18 protein-coding genes are annotated in these 16,600 nt (G+C 72.3%); 15 read left to right on the forward strand and 3 right to left on the reverse strand.

The window, feature by feature from the left end; genetic code table 11:
- Window positions 1–19: 19 nt before the first annotated feature.
- The 13 genes from PU704_RS02985 to murA all read left to right on the forward strand — a co-directional run bounded on the left by PU704_RS02985 (window position 20) and on the right by murA (window position 12,434).
- Window positions 20–1,930: a polysaccharide biosynthesis protein gene (locus tag PU704_RS02985; RefSeq protein ID WP_277550073.1), complete on the forward strand. Its 1,911-nt coding sequence runs from the start codon at window positions 20–22 to the stop codon at window positions 1,928–1,930.
- Window positions 1,927–3,042, forward strand: coding sequence for an MraY family glycosyltransferase (locus PU704_RS02990; protein ID WP_277550074.1), 1,116 nt, complete (start codon window positions 1,927–1,929; stop codon window positions 3,040–3,042). Before PU704_RS02985 ends, PU704_RS02990 begins: the two co-directional genes overlap by 4 nt.
- Window positions 3,039–3,533, forward strand: a complete 495-nt coding sequence (locus PU704_RS02995) for a hypothetical protein (protein ID WP_277550075.1) — start codon at window positions 3,039–3,041, stop codon at window positions 3,531–3,533. The genes PU704_RS02990 and PU704_RS02995 overlap by 4 nt, the downstream gene beginning before the upstream one ends.
- Window positions 3,520–3,930: an AtpZ/AtpI family protein gene (locus tag PU704_RS03000; protein ID WP_053004730.1), complete on the forward strand. Its 411-nt coding sequence runs from the start codon at window positions 3,520–3,522 to the stop codon at window positions 3,928–3,930. The genes PU704_RS02995 and PU704_RS03000 overlap by 14 nt, the downstream gene beginning before the upstream one ends.
- Window positions 3,931–3,963: 33 nt before the next feature.
- Entirely contained in the window at window positions 3,964–4,755 is a 792-nt protein-coding gene (atpB, locus tag PU704_RS03005) for a F0F1 ATP synthase subunit A (protein WP_075871304.1), read from the forward strand.
- Window positions 4,756–4,872: 117 nt separating this feature from the next.
- On the forward strand, window positions 4,873–5,076 hold the full coding sequence (gene atpE, locus PU704_RS03010; protein ID WP_017833261.1) for an ATP synthase F0 subunit C: 204 nt from the start codon (window positions 4,873–4,875) through the stop codon (window positions 5,074–5,076).
- 47 nt (window positions 5,077–5,123) lie between these two features.
- Window positions 5,124–5,675, forward strand: coding sequence for a F0F1 ATP synthase subunit B (locus tag PU704_RS03015; RefSeq protein WP_047802197.1), 552 nt, complete (start codon window positions 5,124–5,126; stop codon window positions 5,673–5,675).
- Window positions 5,675–6,487 carry a F0F1 ATP synthase subunit delta gene (locus PU704_RS03020; protein WP_277550076.1) on the forward strand — a complete coding sequence of 271 codons (813 nt, stop codon included), beginning with the start codon at window positions 5,675–5,677 and terminating at the stop codon, window positions 6,485–6,487. Before PU704_RS03015 ends, PU704_RS03020 begins: the two co-directional genes overlap by 1 nt.
- A 148-nt stretch (window positions 6,488–6,635) precedes the next feature.
- The gene (gene atpA / locus PU704_RS03025) at window positions 6,636–8,261 is read left to right on the forward strand and encodes a F0F1 ATP synthase subunit alpha (protein ID WP_047802195.1); all 1,626 of its coding nucleotides are present in this window, start codon (window positions 6,636–6,638) and stop codon (window positions 8,259–8,261) included.
- 60 nt (window positions 8,262–8,321) lie between these two features.
- Window positions 8,322–9,233 (forward strand): F0F1 ATP synthase subunit gamma, encoded by a 912-nt coding sequence (locus PU704_RS03030; protein WP_277550077.1) that lies wholly within the window; start codon window positions 8,322–8,324, stop codon window positions 9,231–9,233.
- Between the two features lie 54 nt (window positions 9,234–9,287).
- A complete protein-coding gene (gene atpD, locus PU704_RS03035) occupies window positions 9,288–10,754 on the forward strand; it encodes a F0F1 ATP synthase subunit beta (RefSeq protein WP_277550078.1) in 1,467 nt (488 codons plus the stop codon).
- 2 nt (window positions 10,755–10,756) lie between these two features.
- Entirely contained in the window at window positions 10,757–11,029 is a 273-nt protein-coding gene (locus PU704_RS03040) for a F0F1 ATP synthase subunit epsilon (RefSeq protein WP_062734757.1), read from the forward strand.
- Window positions 11,030–11,156: 127 nt separating this feature from the next.
- Complete coding sequence (gene murA, locus PU704_RS03045) at window positions 11,157–12,434, forward strand: UDP-N-acetylglucosamine 1-carboxyvinyltransferase (protein ID WP_277550079.1); 1,278 nt, start codon at window positions 11,157–11,159, stop codon at window positions 12,432–12,434.
- 78 nt (window positions 12,435–12,512) lie between these two features.
- On the opposite strand, the gene PU704_RS03050 is transcribed toward murA, so the two are convergent.
- Window positions 12,513–12,716, reverse strand: coding sequence for a cold-shock protein (locus PU704_RS03050; RefSeq protein WP_017833253.1), 204 nt, complete (start codon window positions 12,714–12,716; stop codon window positions 12,513–12,515).
- Window positions 12,717–12,995: 279 nt separating this feature from the next.
- Complete coding sequence (nucS, locus tag PU704_RS03055) at window positions 12,996–13,691, reverse strand: endonuclease NucS (protein WP_277550080.1); 696 nt, start codon at window positions 13,689–13,691, stop codon at window positions 12,996–12,998.
- A 63-nt stretch (window positions 13,692–13,754) separates the two neighbouring features.
- On the opposite strand from nucS, the gene PU704_RS03060 reads away from it, so the two are divergent.
- Window positions 13,755–14,099 (forward strand): ATP/GTP-binding protein, encoded by a 345-nt coding sequence (locus tag PU704_RS03060; RefSeq protein ID WP_075871307.1) that lies wholly within the window; start codon window positions 13,755–13,757, stop codon window positions 14,097–14,099.
- Between the two features lie 15 nt (window positions 14,100–14,114).
- Here PU704_RS03060 and PU704_RS03065 read toward each other — a convergent pair whose 3' ends face one another.
- Window positions 14,115–15,377, reverse strand: a complete 1,263-nt coding sequence (locus PU704_RS03065; protein ID WP_277550082.1) for an AI-2E family transporter — start codon at window positions 15,375–15,377, stop codon at window positions 14,115–14,117.
- A 224-nt stretch (window positions 15,378–15,601) separates the two neighbouring features.
- Between PU704_RS03065 and PU704_RS03070 the strand changes: the two genes are divergently transcribed.
- Window positions 15,602–16,564 carry a tetratricopeptide repeat protein gene (locus PU704_RS03070; RefSeq protein WP_277550083.1) on the forward strand — a complete coding sequence of 321 codons (963 nt, stop codon included), beginning with the start codon at window positions 15,602–15,604 and terminating at the stop codon, window positions 16,562–16,564.
- The last annotated feature ends 36 nt before the right edge of the window (window positions 16,565–16,600 follow it).

Genomic DNA, 16,600 nt, shown 5'->3' on the forward strand with positions numbered 1-16,600 from the left:
CCACGAAAGGAACGACTCGATGAGTGGTGAGCCCGAGCGCACCCCCCGCGCCGGGGCGTCCGCGCTCCCGGCCCCGCCGGGGTCCCCGGAGAAGCCGGTGGCGTGGCTGTGGATCCAGATGCTCCTGGACTCCGCCGCCTGGATCGTAGCGCTCGTGCTGGCCCTGGTGCTGCGCTACGAGATGGCCCTGCAGTTCATCACCGTGCCGGGGCTGCTCGTCGTGTCCGCCGTGGCGGTGGCCGCCCAGCTCGTCGTGGGCTTCTCCTTCGCCCTGTACAAGGGGCGCTACTCCTTCGGCAGCTTCGACGAGGCCAAGCTGCTCGTGGTCGTCACGCTCATCGTCACGGCGGTGCTCCAGGTGCTGCTCCTGGTGGTGGGCACGAGCATCGGCATCCCCCGCTCCACCGCCCTGATCGCCTTCCCGTTCGCGTGCCTGTTCATGGCCGCCTTCCGGTACCTGAAGCGGATGTACCAGGAGGCCTCGGCCCGGCCGGGCGCCGCCGCCCAGCACGTGGTGATCTACGGTGCCGGCTACCTCGGGACGTTCCTGGTGCACCGGATGATGCAGGACCCGAACTCCGACTTCCTGCCCGTGGCCCTGCTCGACGACGACCCCGCGAAGAAGCACCTGCGGATCTCCTCGGTGCCGGTGCTGGGCACCCTGCACGACGTCCGCGACGTGATGGCCCGCACCCGGGCCTCCGTGCTGATCGTGGCGATGTCCAGCCCCGAGCCCCGGCTCATGCACCGCGTGGCCGACGCCGTGGCCGGCACCGGGATCCGGGTCATGACCATGCCCCCGCTGGGCGAGGTGCTCACCGCCAAGCACAAGGCCGTGGACTTCCGGGACATCAGCATGGAGGACCTCATCGGCCGCCGCCCGGTGGACATCGACCTCGAGGAGATCGCCGGCTACGTCACGGGCCGGCGCGTCCTGGTCACCGGCGCGGGCGGCTCCATCGGCTCGGAGCTGTGCCGCCAGCTGGTGGGCTTCGAGCCCGCGGAGCTGATCATGGTGGACCGCGACGAGTCGGCGCTGCAGGGCACGCAGATCTCCATCACCGGTCGCGGCCTGCTCGACGGCCGCGACACGGTCCTCGCCGACATCCGCGACCCCGAGTCCGTCGGGGCGATCTTCCGCGACCGGCGCCCGGAGGTCGTCTTCCACGCGGCGGCCCTCAAGCACGTGTCGCTGCTCGAGCAGTACCCGGACGAGGCGTGGAAGACCAACGTCCTGGGCACCCTCAACGTGCTGCAGGCTGCTGAGAAGGTGGAGGTCGAGGTGTTCGTGAACATCTCCACGGACAAGGCCGCCAACCCCACCACGGCGCTGGGCCACTCCAAGCGCGTGGCGGAGAAGCTCACCGCCTGGATGGCGGACCGGACCGGGCGCCGGTACGCGTCCGTGCGCTTCGGCAACGTCTTCGGCTCCCGCGGCTCGATGCTGCCCCTGTTCACCGAGCAGATCCGGCAGGGCGGCCCCATCACGGTGACCGATCCCGAGGCCACCCGGTACTTCATGACCATCCCGGAGGCCTGCCAGCTCGTCATCCAGGCCGGGGCGATCGCCCGGGGCGGGGAGGTGCTGATCCTGGACATGGGCGAGCCCGTGCGGATCATGGACATCGCCGAGCGGCTGCGCGTGATGAGCGGACGGGAGGACGTCGAGATCGAGATCACCGGACTGCGCCCGGGGGAGAAGCTGCACGAGGACCTGATCGGCCTCGGCGAGACGGACGAGCGGCCGTTCCACCCCAAGATCTCCCACGCCCGCGCCGACCGCCTGGACCCGGCCCAGCTGGACCGGCACACCTGGAAGGTGCGCGGCGGGATGGTCTACACCGGCACGGTCCCCGTGGTGCGGCCCTCCACCCAGCCGCCGCCCACCTCCGTGCAGCGCCCGCGCAGCCCCTCCGGGAGGGCGTCGTGAGCGCCGCCGCGCCGCTGCCCGTGCTGCGTCCGGCCGGGCTGGACCTCACCGACCCCGGAGCCGCACCGGACCCGGAGGAGCTGCGCCGGCTCGGCGAGCTCGTCCTGACGGTCGGGGCCCCCGCCCTCGTGCTGAGCCTGCTGCTGCCCCTGGTGGTCAAGCCGCTGCTCGCGCGCTGGGGCGTGCTGGACGTGCCCAACGAACGCTCCTCCCACCAGCGCACCGTGGTGCGCGGCATGGGCCTGGCGGTGGCCGTGGCCGTGCTCCTGGCCTACGGCGGCGCCCTGCTGGCCGGGGCGGTGGAGGTCGACCGGTCGGTGGCGCTGGTCGTGCTCGCGGTCGCCGCGCTGTGCGCGGCCCTCGGGTGGGTCGAGGACTACCGGGGGGTGTCCGTGCGGGGGCGCCTGGCCGCGCAGCTGGGCGTCGGGCTGGCCGCCACCGGCGTGCTCGTGAGCGTGCTCGGCACCTCGGTGTGGTGGCTGCCCGTGGGCACCCTGGCGATCGCCGCCTACGTCAACATGGCCAACTTCATGGACGGGATCAACGGGATCTCCGGGCTGCACGGGCTGGCCGCCGGACTGCTGTACGCCTGGGCCGGCGCCTCCAACGACCTGACCTGGATGGTCGCCGCCGGCCTGGCCGTGGCCGGGGGCTTCGCCGGCTTCCTGCCGTGGAACCTGGGCCGCGGCACCGTCTTCCTCGGCGACGTCGGCTCCTACCTGCTGGGCGGGTCCCTGGCCGGCATCGCGGTGGCCGCGTTCCTCTCCGGCGTCTACGTCGAGTACCTCCTGCCGCCGCTGGCCGTCTACGTCGCCGACACCGCCGTGACCCTGCTCCGCCGCGTCCGGGCGGGGGAGGACTGGTACCGCCCGCACCGCTCGCACGTGTACCAGCGGCTCACCGACGCCGGGCTCTCCCACGTGGGCTCCTCCCTCGTCGTCACGGGCGTCACCGTCCTCGTCAGCGTGGTCTCGGTCCTGGGCCTGCGCACCGGGCCCACGGCCACGGTGCTCGCGGGCGCGTTCGTCCTGGCCGTGCTGGGGCTCTACCTCGTGCTGCCGGAGCTGCTCGTCCGCCGCGGCGCGCGCCGCCGGACCCGGGCCCCGCGGTGAGCGGGCCCGCGCTCAGCGCCCTGGCCGGGGCCGGGCTGATCGTCGCGAGCCACCTGATCACCCTGCTCGTGGCCCGGGCGACCGCGGGCGCCTCGGGCCCCGTGGCGGCCCCCGCCCTGGCGCTGAGCTACGTGCTGAAGGTGTTCGTGCTCGGCTGGGTGCTGCTGACCGTGCCCGCCCCGCCCTGGCTGTCCCCGGGCTGGCTCGCCGCAGGCCTGCTGGGGGCGCTGGCCGTGTCCCTGGTCCTGGCCGGGCGCACGAGCGCCCGGCGGACCCGCGCGGCCCTCGGCCCGGTGCTGCGCGCCCGGCAGGAGGACCCGCGGCAGGACCCGCAGGGGAACCCGCACCAGGACCTCCACGGGGGCCGCGAGCCGGGCGTGCCCGGGGACCCGGGCGCGGACCCGCACGGCAACCGGCACGACGGGTCCGCGCGGTCCGCCGGGGACCCGGCGCACGACGACAGGAGGACCGAGCGCCATGAGCACGGATGACCGCGACGGCACGACCGGCGGCCCCGCGGACCCGCCCGGACCGGCCCCGGAGGAGGGCCCGGCAGGCGCGGAGGAACACGGCCGGGACGGGCCCGCCCGGGGTCGGGGACTGCGCACCGCGGGGGAGCTCGTGGAGGGCGGCGGCCTGTCCGGCGGCCTCACGACACTCCTCTACGTGGTGATCGGGATGGGGTTCTGGAGTTTGGTAGGGTGGGGTGCGGATCGCGTGCTGGGAACCCGGTGGATCGTGGTCCTGGGAGCGTGCATCGGTGCCGCCTCCGGGATCTACGTCGTGTACCTCCACATGCAGGAGGGGCTCCGTCGCAGCCAGGCCTCCGACGGAGCTGATCCTCCCAACCCGCACCAGTCCGGCCCGGACTCGGCGCCCCGACCGTGACAACCGGCCAGAGCACTGCAGAAAGGACCCGCATTGAACGCCGCCCTCAGGCTTCCCGCCACCGGAGGATTCACCGCCCCGACCGTCGATGAGATGCACCTGCCTCCGTTCTTCGAGCTGGGCACCTTCGAGTTCGGCAAGCAGATGCTGCTGGTCCTCCTGTCGGTCGTCCTGATCGCCGGCTTCTTCATGTGGGCCATCCGCCGCCGCGCGCTCGTCCCCTCGAAGGCCCAGTACCTCGGGGAGAGCGGCTACGGCTTCGTCCGCAACCACCTCGGCCGGGACATCATCGGCGAGAAGGAGTTCCGCCCCTACGTCCCGCTGCTGTTCACGTTCTTCTTCTTCATCCTCGTGAACAACCTCTTCGGCTCGATCCCGATCCTGCAGCTGCCGACGCTCTCCCACGCGGGCTCCGCCTACGTGCTGGCCGGTATCGCCTACGTCACCTGGGTGTTCATGGGGATCAAGCGCCACGGCCTCGGCGGGTTCATGGGGAAGATGACCATGCCGCCGGACGTCCCGAAGGCGCTGTACATCTTCCTGATCCCGATCGAGTTCCTCTCGAACCTGATCATCCGCCCGGTCACCCACGCCCTGCGTGTGTTCGCCACGATGTTCGCCGGTCACCTGGCGCTCATGGTCGCGGCCTCGATGACCGCGTACCTGCTGACCCAGGGCGGGCTGCTGAGCATCGTCTCCGTCGGATCCACCGTGCTGGGCATCTTCATCTACTTCCTGGAGATCCTCATCCAGGTCCTCCAGGCCTACATCTTCACCCTCCTCTTCGCCGTCTACGTCCAGGGCGCCCTGCAAGAGGGCCACTGACCCCGGCGGAGCCCCCGTCCGGCCCCGGCCGGACACCCCAGCTCCACCCTCCAACTGTTCAGAGCCGACACGGCTACGACGCCCGGCCCCCGGGCACCTAGAAAGGAAACACCCCTCATGACTGGTTCGCTCAGCGCTATTGGTTACGGTCTGGCTGCCATCGGCGGTGGCATCGGCGTGGGTCTGATCTTCGCCGCGTACATGCAGTCCGTCGCCCGCCAGCCGGAGTCGCAGCGCGTGCTGCAGCCGATGCTGTTCTTCGGCTTCGCCGTGGTCGAGGCGCTCGCGATTCTGGGCTTCGTGCTCGCGTTCATCGCCTGAGTGGCGTACCCCGTACAAGTCCTTCCTAGAGAACAGGAATCGCGAACATGACACTGTTGCTGGCAGCCGAGGAAGGGGCGAACCCCCTCTTCCCCAATGTCTGGGAAATGCTGATCACCGGCATCGGGTTCCTGATCCTGCTCTTCCTGGTCGTCAAGTTCGTCGTGCCGGCCTTCGAGCGGGTCTACCAGGAGCGCACCGAGGCCATCGAGGGCGGTCTCGCGAAGGCGAAGGCCGCGCAGGCCGAGGCCGCCGCCGCGCGTGACGAGTACAACCAGCAGCTCGAGAGCGCGCGCCTGGAGGCGCAGAAGATCCGCGAGGAGGCCCGCCTGGAGGGCGAGAAGATCCTGGCGGACTTCAAGGACCGGGCCAACGCCGAGTCCGCGCGCATCACCGAGAACGCGCACCGGACCATCGAGGCGGAGCGCTCGGCCGCCGTGGTCTCGCTGCGCAACGAGGTGGGCGCGCTGGCCACCACGCTGGCGTCGAAGATCGTGGGGGAGACCCTCGACGACGACGCCCGCGCCGGCCGGGTCGTCGACCGCTTCCTCGCCGACCTCGAGTCGGAGCAGCAGCGGAACGCGGGTGCAGCGCGGTAATGACAGACGCAGCGAACGAATACCGTCAGCAGGCCACCGCCGACGCCGAGCGCTGGGCCGGCTCCGCCAGCCCCGCGCTCGCGCGCGAGCTGTTCGCCGTGCTGGCCGTCCTCGACGAGAACGGACCCGTGCGCCGGGCGCTGGTGGACCCCTCGTACTCGGGGGAGCAGCGGGCCCAGGTGGTCCGCCGGCTGTTCACCGGCAAGGTCTCCCCGGAGGCCGTGGAGATCGTCGCCGGGATGACCGCTCGGCGCTGGGGCGACGACCGCGAGTTCGCCGACGGCCTGGAGCACGCCGGGGTGGTCCTCACCGCGGCGTCCGCGGAGAACCGGGCCGGCCTCGAGGGCCTCGAGCAGGTCGTGGACCAGCTCATCGCCTTCAAGACCGTCCTGGACGGCTCGCACGAGCTGCAGCGGGCGCTCAGCGATCCGCGTGCGGACGTCGAGGCGAAGACCCAGCTCACCCGCCGGCTCAGCCCGGGCGCCTCGGAGGAGGCGCTGCTGCTCCTGGAGCAGGCCGTGCTCTCGCCGCGCGGCGCCCTGGTGGGCCGTCTCGTGGAGCGCTTCGCGGAAGAGGTCGCGGCGCGCCGCCAGCGCTGGATCGCCCACGTGAGCACCTCCCGCCCGCTGACCGACGAGCAGCTGGCCCGCCTGCAGCACCAGCTCAACACGCTGTACGGCAAGGACCTCAAGCTCACGGTCGACGTCGATCCGGCGCTGATCGGCGGGCTCAAGGTGCAGGTCGGCGAGGAGGTCATCGACGGTTCCGTCGCGGCCCGCCTCGACGCGCTGCGCCAGCGGATCGGCGCCTGAGCCGAGGCTCGCGCGCCGCCGTGGCGGGGGCACCGCCCCGCCGGCCGGACGGCACCGGCCGGTGGACCGGCGCAGCGTTCCGCCACGACAATGGACTCACGGTCACCGCCGACGCAGTGATCACGAACTAGGAGAGCAGGGACAGGACATGTCCGAAGTCACCATCAATGCCGACGACGTCCGTAGCGCGCTGAGCGAATTCGCCGCGTCCTACGAGCCCGGCACCGCAGAACGAACCGAGGTCGGCCGCGTCAGCAGCGCCTCCGACGGCATCGCCCGCGTCGAGGGCCTGCCCTCGGTCATGGCCAACGAGCTGCTGCGCTTCGAGAACGGCGTGCTGGGCCTCGCGCAGAACCTCGACACCCGCGACATCGGCGTCGTGATCCTCGGCGACTTCCGCGGCATCGAGGAGGGCCAGGAGGTCCAGCGCACCGGGGAGGTCCTCTCCGTGCCCGTGGGCGACGCCTACCTCGGCCGCGTGGTCGACCCGCTGGGCATGCCCATCGACGACCTCGGCCCGATCGAGGCCGAGGGCCGCCGCGCCCTGGAGCTGCAGGCCCCCGGTGTGACCATGCGCAAGTCGGTGCACGAGCCGCTGCAGACGGGCATCAAGGCCATCGACGCCATGATCCCGATCGGCCGCGGTCAGCGCCAGCTGCTCATCGGCGACCGCCAGACCGGCAAGACGGCGATCGCCGTCGACGCCATCCTCAACCAGCGCGCCAACTGGGAGTCCGGGGACGTCAACAAGCAGGTGCGCTGCATCTACGTGGCGGTCGGGCAGAAGGCCTCGACCATCGCCGGCGTGCGCCAGACCCTGGAGGACAACGGGGCGCTCGAGTACACCACGATCGTCGCCGCTCCGGCCTCCGAGGCCGCGGGCATCAAGTACCTGGCCCCCTACGCCGGCTCGGCCATCGGCCAGCACTGGATGTACGGCGGCAAGCACGTGCTGATCGTCTTCGACGACCTGTCCAAGCAGGCCGAGGCCTACCGTGCCGTGTCGCTGCTGCTGCGCCGCCCGCCGGGACGCGAGGCCTACCCCGGCGACGTCTTCTACCTGCACTCCCGCCTGCTCGAGCGCTGCGCCAAGCTCTCCGACGAGCTGGGCGCCGGGTCGATGACCGGTCTGCCGATGATCGAGACGAAGGCCAACGACGTCTCGGCCTTCATCCCGACCAACGTCATCTCGATCACCGACGGCCAGATCTTCCTGCAGTCGGACCTGTTCAACGCCAACCAGCGCCCGGCCGTGGACGTGGGCATCTCGGTGTCCCGCGTCGGCGGCGCCGCGCAGGTGAAGGCGATGAAGAAGGTCTCCGGCACGCTGAAGCTGGAGCTGGCCTCCTACCGGTCGATGCAGGCCTTCGCGATGTTCGCCTCGGACCTCGACCCGGCCTCGCGCCAGCAGCTGACCCGCGGCGCGCGCCTGATGGAGCTGCTGAAGCAGAAGCAGTACACCCCGTACCCGGTCGAGGACCAGGTCGTGTCGATCTGGGCCGGCACCAACGGCCACCTCGACGAGGTCGAGGTCGCCGACGTGCTGGACTTCGAGCAGGCGCTGCTGGACCACGTCCGCCGCACCACCAACGTCATGGACTCCATCGTGGGGACCGGCAAGCTCGAGGACGACGCGGTCGCCGCCCTCGAGACCGCCGTGGCCGAGGTCAAGCGCGACTTCCGGGGCACCAAGCACGGCATCGAGCCGGGGCACGAGGAGCACGAAGCCATCGACGCCTCGAAGGTCGACCAGGAACGGATCGTCAGGAAGTAACCGGTCGGTCCGGTGCGCCGCCGCGGCGGCGCACCGGACACGGTGACGAAAGGAAGTCACATGGGAGCGCAGATTCGGGTCTACCGGAACAAGATCGCGTCGACCAAGTCCATGAAGAAGATCTTCAAGGCCATGGAGATGATCGCGACCTCGCGCATCAACAAGTCCCGACAGGGTCTGCTCGCGGCGCGTCCGTACGCGAACGCGCTGACCCGGGCGGTCTCACAGGTCGCCACCCAGCACAACGTCTCCCATGTCCTCACCACACGGCCCGACGAGGTGCGCCGGGCCGCCGTGGTGATCATGACCTCGGACCGCGGCCTGGCCGGCTCCTACTCGTCCAACGTGCTCAAGGAGGCCGAGGGCCTGCTGGAGCTGCTGCACGGGGAGGGCAAGGAGACCAAGGTCTACCTGATCGGCCGCAAGGCCCAGGCCTACTTCGACTTCCGCAGCCGCCCGTACGAGCGCAACTGGACGGGCGACACCGACAACGCCCGCCCGGAGCGGGCGCGGGAGCTGCGCGAGGTGCTGGTCGAGGACCTGGAGACCCCGTACGAGGACGGCGGGGTGGACGAGATCCACCTGGTCTACACGTCGTTCCAGTCGATGGTCACCCAGGAGCCCCGGGTGCTCCGCCTGCTGCCGCTGGAGGTCGTGGACGCCAACGCCCTGACCGACGAGGTCGCCCAGGAGTTCGACGAGCTGGAGGAGCCGGACAGCACCTTCGAGTTCGAGCCGAACCCCGAGGAGTTCCTCGACGCGGTGCTGCCGCGCTACATCGACGCCCGCCTGTACGCCAGTCTCTCGCACGCGGCCACGAGCGAGCTCGCGGCCCGGCAGAAGGCGATGAAGGCCGCCGGCGACAACGCCGACGAGCTGATCAAGAAGTACACGCGCCTGATGAACAACGCCCGCCAGGCCGAGATCACCACCGAGCTCACCGAGATCGTGAGCGGCGCCGAAGCCCTGTGACGGGCCGCCCGGCGATCCAGCAACTGACCACCACGAACAAGTGAAGTGAGAGAAATGACTGCCACCATCAGCGAACAGGCCGGGCAGCCGGTCTCGGGCGGTGCCACGGGCCGCATCGCCCGGGTCATCGGGCCGGTCGTCGACGTCGAGTTCCCGGAGCACGCCGTTCCGGAGATCTACAACGCGCTGACCGCCCAGTACGAGCTCAACGGCGAGACGCGCACGATCACGTTCGAGACGGCCCAGCACCTGGGCGAGAACATGATCCGGGCGATCTCCCTGCAGCAGACCGACGGCCTGGTGCGCGGCACCGAGGTCAAGGACTCCGGCGGGCCGATCTCCGTGCCCGTGGGCGACGTGGTCAAGGGCCACATCTTCAACGTGCTGGGCGACGCCCTCGACGTCGAGACCTCCTCCCTGGAGATCACCGAGCGCTGGCCGATCCACCGCAAGGCCCCGTCCTTCGCGGAGCTCGAGGGCTCCACGGAGATGATGGAGACCGGCATCAAGTCGATCGACCTCCTCACCCCCTACATCAAGGGCGGGAAGATCGGCCTGTTCGGCGGCGCCGGCGTGGGCAAGACCGTGCTCATCCAGGAGATGATCACCCGCGTGGCCCGCAACTTCGGCGGCACCTCGGTCTTCGCCGGCGTGGGCGAGCGCACCCGTGAGGGCAACGACCTCTGGGTCGAGATGGAGGAGGCGGGGGTCCTCAAGGACACCGCCCTCGTGTTCGGCCAGATGGACGAGCCGCCGGGAACGCGTCTGCGCGTGGCCCTGACCGGCCTGACCATGGCGGAGTACTTCCGCGACGTGCAGAACCAGGACGTGCTGCTGTTCGTGGACAACATCTTCCGCTTCACCCAGGCGGGCTCCGAGGTGTCCACCCTGCTGGGCCGCATCCCCTCCGCCGTGGGCTACCAGCCCACGCTGGCGGACGAGATGGGCGTGCTCCAGGAGCGCATCACCTCCACCCGCGGCCACTCGATCACCTCGATGCAGGCGATCTACGTGCCGGCCGACGACTACACCGACCCGGCCCCGGCCACGACGTTCGCCCACCTGGACGCCACCACGGAGCTCTCCCGCGACATCGCCTCCCGCGGCCTGTACCCGGCGATCGACCCGCTGGCCTCGACCTCGCGCATCCTCGACCCGCAGATCGTGGGCCAGGAGCACTACGACGTCGCGATCCGCGTCCGGGCGATCCTGCAGGAGAACAAGGAGCTGCAGGACATCATCGCGATCCTCGGCGTCGAGGAGCTCTCCGAGGAGCAGAAGGTGGTCGTCGCGCGCGCCCGCCGGATCGAGCAGTTCCTCTCCCAGAACACCTACACCGCCAAGCAGTTCACCGGCGTGGAGGGCTCCACCGTGCCGCTGGCGGAGACCATCGAGGCGTTCGGGAAGATCACCGAGGGCGAGTTCGACCACGTCCCGGAGCAGGCGTTCTACAACGTCGGCGGCCTGGACGACGTCATGCAGCGGTGGGACGAGATCAAGACCCGGACCGGCGGCAAGTAGCCATGGCCGAGATGATCGTCGAAATCGTCTCCCTCGAGCGCTCGGAGTGGACCGGCACGGCCCGGATGGTGCGCGTGCGCACCTCCGAGGGCGACATCGGCATCCTGCCCGGGCACGAGGCCGTGGCCGGGCTGCTCCGGCCCGGTGACTTCGCGCTCGACCCGGTGGACGGCGCCCGTGTCGAGGGCACCATCGACTCCGGGTTCGTGTTCGTCGACAACGACCGGGTCACGATCGTGGCGGACAACGTGGAGCTCACCAGCGCCGCCGCCTGATCCGCCCGGTCGCGGGGCCTCCGCCCCGCTCTGCACGCACAGTCGCGGCCTCCGCACCACCGGTGCGGAGGCCGCGGCCGTACCCGGGGCCCGGCGGGCACCCGGCCGAGACCGCCCAGGAGAGTGGATGGAAGAGAAGATCGTCGTGCACGGACCGACCGCGGTCGGGGGCACGCTGCGCGTCTCCGGGGCGAAGAACAGCGTCCTGAAGCTCATGGCCGCGGCGCTGCTCGCCGAGGGCGAGTCCACGATCAGCAACGTGCCGGAGATCCAGGACGTGACCATCATGGCGGAGCTGCTGCGCCGCCTGGGCTGCGCGGTGGCCTACGACCGGGTCGAGAAGACCGTGCGGATCGACGTCCCGGCCGTGCTGCACCACCAGGCGGACTACGACCTGGTCCGGGCCATGCGCGCGTCGATCTCCGTGCTGGGCCCGCTGGTCGCCCGCTGCCGGGTCGCCGAGGTGGCGCTGCCGGGCGGGGACGCCATCGGGGCCCGCGGCCTGGACATGCACCGGGCGGGGCTCGAGGCGATGGGCGCGGTGCTGCAGATCGAGCGCGGCTACCTGGTGGCCTCCGTCCCGCAGACCCTGCGGGGGACGCACTTCCGGCTCGACTACCCCTCGGTGGGGGCCACCGAGAACCTCATGATGGCCGCGACGCTGGCCGAGGGCACCACCGTGATCGACAACGCGGCCCGGGAGCCCGAGATCGTGGACATCGGGCGGATGCTGCAGGGCATGGGCGCCCGGATCGAGGGCCTGGGCACCAGCACCGTGACGGTCGTCGGCGTCACGTCCCTGCGCCCGGTGGAGCACCGGACGGTGCCGGACCGCATCGTCGCCGGCACGTGGGCCTTCGCCGCCGCCGTGACCGGGGGGACCGTGCGGATCGAGGGCGCGGAGCCGGGCCACCTCGCCGTGGTGCTCGACAAGCTGCGCGCGGCCGGGTGCCGCGTGGACACGCACGACGGCTGCCTGGTGGTGGCCGGGCCGCAGCGGCCCCGGGCGATCAACGTCTCCACCCTGCCGTACCCGGGGTTCCCCACCGACCTCCAGCCGTTCGTGGTCGCCCTCAACGCGGTCGCCGAGGGCTCGGGGATGGTCACCGAGAACGTCTTCGAGGCCCGCTGGGGCTTCACCGCGGAGCTGGAGCGCCTGGGGGCCAGCGTGCGGCTCGACGGCCACCACGCCCTCGTCGCCGGGATGCCCGTGCTCTCCGGGGCGCCCGTGGAGGCGAAGGACATCCGGGCGGGCGCGGCCCTGGTGATCGCCGGCATGGCCGCGGTGGGCACCACCGACGTGCACGGAGTGGAGCACGTCGACCGCGGCTACGAGCACTTCGTGGAGCAGTTGGCGGCGGCCGGGGCCGCCGTCGAGCGCCACCTGGCCGGCGCCGCGTACTGAGCCGCCGCCCGGGAACGGAGGAGCCCCGCACCCGGGACGGGTGCGGGGCTCCTGCTCAGCCGGTGCGCGGAACGCGGATCAGATGAGCGTGACGCCGGTGGCCTGCGGGCCCTTCTGGCCCTGGCCGATCTCGAACTCGACGCGCTGGTTCTCCTCGAGGGTGCGGAAGCCGCCCGACTGGATCTCGGAGTAGTGGACGAAGACGTCCGAGTCGGAGTCGTCGGGGGTGATGAAGCCGAAGCCCTTCTCGGCGTTGAACCACTTGACGGTGCCCTGGGCCATGAAATCTCTCCTTGCGAGATGGTGCGAAACGTGTGCACAGGTCGTGCACGGGAGGGCGGTAGGACGAGATGAGCCGAGGACCGTCGGGCCGGCCCCGCGGGGCCGGAGGTCGGGATCCGGGTCGAACATCACGCTCGCTTACCCGTTCTGCGAGCATGCAAAACATGGAACGAAGAACATGTTCAGCTTCACACATCCCCCGGGGGCGGTCAACGTTGTTCGCCTGCTGATCATCCGCGCCGTCGGGGTGTTCGCTGAGCGCGTGACGCGCCGCCGGGCTCAGAACAGCCGCGCGTCGCTGTCGTCCACCCCGCGCATGCCGTCGTAGTCGAGGGTGAGGCAGGCGATGCCGCGGTCCTCGGCGAGCACCCTGGCCTGGGGCCTGATCAGCTGCGCGGCGTACACCCCGCGCACGGGCGCCAGCAGGGGGTCGCGGTTGAGCAGCTCCAGGTAGCGGGTGAGCTGCTCCACGCCGTCGATGTCCCCGCGGCGCTTGAGCTCCACCGCCACGGTCGCCCCTGCCGCGTCGCGGGCGAGGATGTCCACCGGCCCGATCGCGGTCGGGTACTCCCGCCGCACGAGCGTGTGCCCGGCCCCCAGCAGGTGGATCTGCTCGGCGAGCAGGCGCTGCAGGTCGGCCTCGACCCCGTCCTTCACCAGGCCGGGGTCCAGGCCCAGTTCGTGCGAGACGTCCTCGTGGATCTCGAAGAGCTGGATGACCAGGCGGTCGTCGCTCTTGGCCGCCTGCACCGTCCACGTCTGCACCACGCCTTCGGCGGCGAGCTCGGCCTCCGGCTCGCCCACGTGCAGCCGGGCCGGCGGGCTCATCCAGTTCAGGGGCTTGTAGCTGCCCCCGTCCGAGTGCACGAGCACGGAGCCGTCGGCCTTCACTAGGAGCAGACGGCGGGCGGCGGGCAGGTGGGCGCGCAGACGCCCTTCGTAGTCGACGGAGCAATCGGCAATGACGAGACGCACGGGGACCAGCCTAACCAACCCCGGGGACGCCCCGCGCCGAGACCCGTGTGAGAGGATGTCGCCGTGCCCCGCTCCAACCACTCTTCGCGAGGCCGCCGGGCCGGCGGCCCGGCCGCCGGTGCCCGCGCCAGCAAGTGGCAGCGCGCCGCGGCGCGGGAGCCCTGGTCGGTGGAGCGGGTCCTGGAGCCGGCGCCCACGGTGGAGCGGGCCCCCGACGGCGACTGGATGGTGCGCCACGTCCGTCCGGCCAACGCGGTGAAGACCTACGTCTGCCCCGGGTGCGGCCGGTCGATCCCCCCGGGGATCGCCCACCTCGTGGTCTGGCAGCAGGACTCCCTCCTGGGCGCACGGAGCGCCTTCGAGGACCGCCGGCACTGGCACGAGCGGTGCTGGCGCACCCGCCGCTGAGCAGCGCCCGGGGTCTCAGCGGTCGTCCTGGCGCGGGACGAACACCTCCCGCACGAGGATGAGGGCCGCCGCGGCCGTGGGGATGGCGATGAGTGCTCCGAGCACCCCCCACAGCGCCCCGCCGGCGGCCACGGCGATGACCGCGATGGCGCCCGGCACGGCCACGGCCCGGCGCATGATCCGCGGCGAGACGAAGTAGGCCTCGACCTGCAGGTAGGTGAAGTAGCCGATCGCGTAGGGCACGGCCGTCTCCCAGCCCGCGGTCACGGCCACGAGCGAGACGAGGATCCCGGCCAGCACCCCGCCCACCAGCGGCACGAAGGCGAGCAGCGCCACGACCAGCGAGAGCAGCGCCGCGAACGGCACCCCGGTGATCAGCATGAGGGCCAGCGCCACCGCGGCGTTGAGCAGGGCCACGCACGCCTGGCCCACCACGTAGTTGCCGACCCCGCGCAGCATCCGGTCGCCCAGCTCCTGGACCCGGGCGCGGCGGGAGGCCGGGGCGAGCCGGTAGGCCCACTGCGTCATCACCGGCAGGGAGGCCAGGAAGTACAGGGTCAGGGCGAGCACGATCAGCGTCCCCGCCACGGCGCTGAGCACCACCGAGCCCAGGCCCACGACCCCGCCGAAGAGCCCGCCCAGCAGGTCGCTGTCGGACCCGACCCGCCCGCTCAGGCCCTGCAGCCACTGCTCGGTGGAGTCGTGGACCCCGAACCGGGCGTCCAGCTCCGCGAAGCCTCGCGAGGCGAGGAGGTCGTCCACGAGCGGGGGCACCCGTTCGGCCAGCTGGGCGGCCTCGGCCACGATCCGGGGGACCACCAGGGTGATCACGGCGGCCAGCGCCCCCGCCAGGCCCAGCACCACCAGCGCCACCGCCCCCGGGCGCGGCACGGACCGCGCCTCCAGCCACCGCACGAGGGGCTCGAGGCCGAGGGCGAGGAACGTGGCCGTCACGACCCAGCCGACCAGCGGCCCGACGTTCGCCAGCACCCACCAACCGAGCAGCGCCAGGCCCACCCCCACGGCCAGCAGGAACCCGGTCTGCACGGGCCGGACCAGCCCCGGTTGCTGCGGCGGACGCGCCGGGCGCTCCCCGAGCTCGGGCGGCACCTCGAAGCGGCGGCGCGGCCGCGCCCCGGGCAGGGGGCGCAGGAAGCGGTCGACGGCGTGGGTGCGGCGCGCGCGGGCCGGCTCGGGGCCGGCCGGTTCCGGGCGGGCCGGCCCGGGCTCCCGCGCGGGCCCGGGCTCCCGCGCGGGCCCGGGCTCGGGTGACGTCATGGCTGCTCCAGTGCGGTCGGCGGCGCCGCGGGCCCTTCTGCGCCGTCGTCCGGCCGGGCCGCGGTCACGCCGGAAGCGTACACCGGCCCGGTCCGGTGGCCGAGCCGCCGTCCGCCGTCGATAATCGACGGTAGACCCGCGGCGCCCGCCGCGCCGCCGCCCCGGACCCGCCCGGCCGCCTCCGGCCCGGCCGGGTCCATCCCCGAGATCCCCAGGAGACGCTTGTGAACGAGTTCCCGCACCAGCAGCCGCGCAGCGCCGCAGAGCCCGCCCCGCAGCCCGAGCCCACCCTGCCGGCCTCCGTGCGGGGGGCCGTGGACCTGGGCGCCGTGCCCGCCCCGGCCGCCGCGCCCCGGGGTCAGGCCGGGGAGGCCGCCGCCGGGGGCTACCGCCGGGAGGTGGGCACGGCGGACTTCCAGGAGGTCGCCGAGCTCTCCACGCAGGTCCCGGTCGTCTTCGCCCTGTGGGCGCGCTTCAGCCAGCAGTCGGTGGCCTTCGCCGACACCCTCGAGCAGGTCGTCGACCGCTACCGCGGCCGGATGCTGCTGGCCTCCGTGGACGCCGAGGCGTCCCCGGAGATCGCCCAGATGTTCCAGGCGCAGTCCGTGCCGACCGTCGTGGCCCTGCTGGGCGGACGCCCCGTGCCGCTGTTCAACTCGACCGTCCCGGCGGAGCAGGCGGCCCAGCTCCTGGACGAGCTCCTGGGCCTGGCCGAGCAGAACGGGATCTCGGGCACCGTGGAGCCCGTGCGCGCCGACGACGAGCCCGAGCCGCTGCCCCCGCTGCACCAGGAGGCGGCGGACGCCCTCGAGGCGGGGGACCTCGACGCCGCCGAGGCCGCCTACCGCAGGGCCATCGCCGAGAACCCGGGCGACCGGGACGCCAAGCTCGCCCTGGCCCAGGTCCACCTCCTGCAGCGGGTGCTGCCGCTGGACGCCGCCACGGTGCGCGCCGAGGCCGCCGCCGCCCCGGACGACGTCGCGGCGCAGCTGGCGGTCGCCGACCTCGACGTCTCGGGCGGGCACGTCGAGGACGCCTTCCGGCGGCTGCTGGACCTCGTGCGCCGCACCGCGGGGGAGGACCGCGACACCGTGCGCCGGCGCCTGCTGGAGCTCTTCGACGTGGTGGGCGCCGAGGACCCCCGGGTGGTCACGGCCCGGGGCGCCTTGATGCGCGCCCTCTTCTGAGGCCGATCTCCGCCGCCCGGTGCTGAGGCCGGCCTT

The organism is Kocuria oceani (genome assembly GCF_029524215.1).
GTDB classification, from domain to species: Bacteria; Actinomycetota; Actinomycetes; order Actinomycetales; family Micrococcaceae; genus Kocuria; species Kocuria oceani.

Bases quoted from the DNA above. Each gene is read 5' to 3' on its own strand.
- PU704_RS03065 (WP_277550082.1), bottom strand. From the start codon at position 15,377: ATGACGTCACCCGAGCCCGGGCCCGCGCGGGAGCCCGGGCCCGCGCGG.
- murA (WP_277550079.1), top strand. From the start codon at position 11,157: ATGGAAGAGAAGATCGTCGTGCACGGACCGACCGCGGTCGGGGGCACG.
- PU704_RS03000 (WP_053004730.1), top strand. From the start codon at position 3,520: ATGAGCACGGATGACCGCGACGGCACGACCGGCGGCCCCGCGGACCCG.
- PU704_RS03040 (WP_062734757.1), top strand. From the start codon at position 10,757: ATGGCCGAGATGATCGTCGAAATCGTCTCCCTCGAGCGCTCGGAGTGG.
- PU704_RS03030 (WP_277550077.1), top strand. From the start codon at position 8,322: ATGGGAGCGCAGATTCGGGTCTACCGGAACAAGATCGCGTCGACCAAG.
- atpE (WP_017833261.1), top strand. From the start codon at position 4,873: ATGACTGGTTCGCTCAGCGCTATTGGTTACGGTCTGGCTGCCATCGGC.
- PU704_RS03050 (WP_017833253.1), bottom strand. From the start codon at position 12,716: ATGGCCCAGGGCACCGTCAAGTGGTTCAACGCCGAGAAGGGCTTCGGC.
- atpA (WP_047802195.1), top strand. From the start codon at position 6,636: ATGTCCGAAGTCACCATCAATGCCGACGACGTCCGTAGCGCGCTGAGC.
- PU704_RS03015 (WP_047802197.1), top strand. From the start codon at position 5,124: ATGACACTGTTGCTGGCAGCCGAGGAAGGGGCGAACCCCCTCTTCCCC.
- PU704_RS02985 (WP_277550073.1), top strand. From the start codon at position 20: ATGAGTGGTGAGCCCGAGCGCACCCCCCGCGCCGGGGCGTCCGCGCTC.
- atpD (WP_277550078.1), top strand. From the start codon at position 9,288: ATGACTGCCACCATCAGCGAACAGGCCGGGCAGCCGGTCTCGGGCGGT.
- PU704_RS03020 (WP_277550076.1), top strand. From the start codon at position 5,675: ATGACAGACGCAGCGAACGAATACCGTCAGCAGGCCACCGCCGACGCC.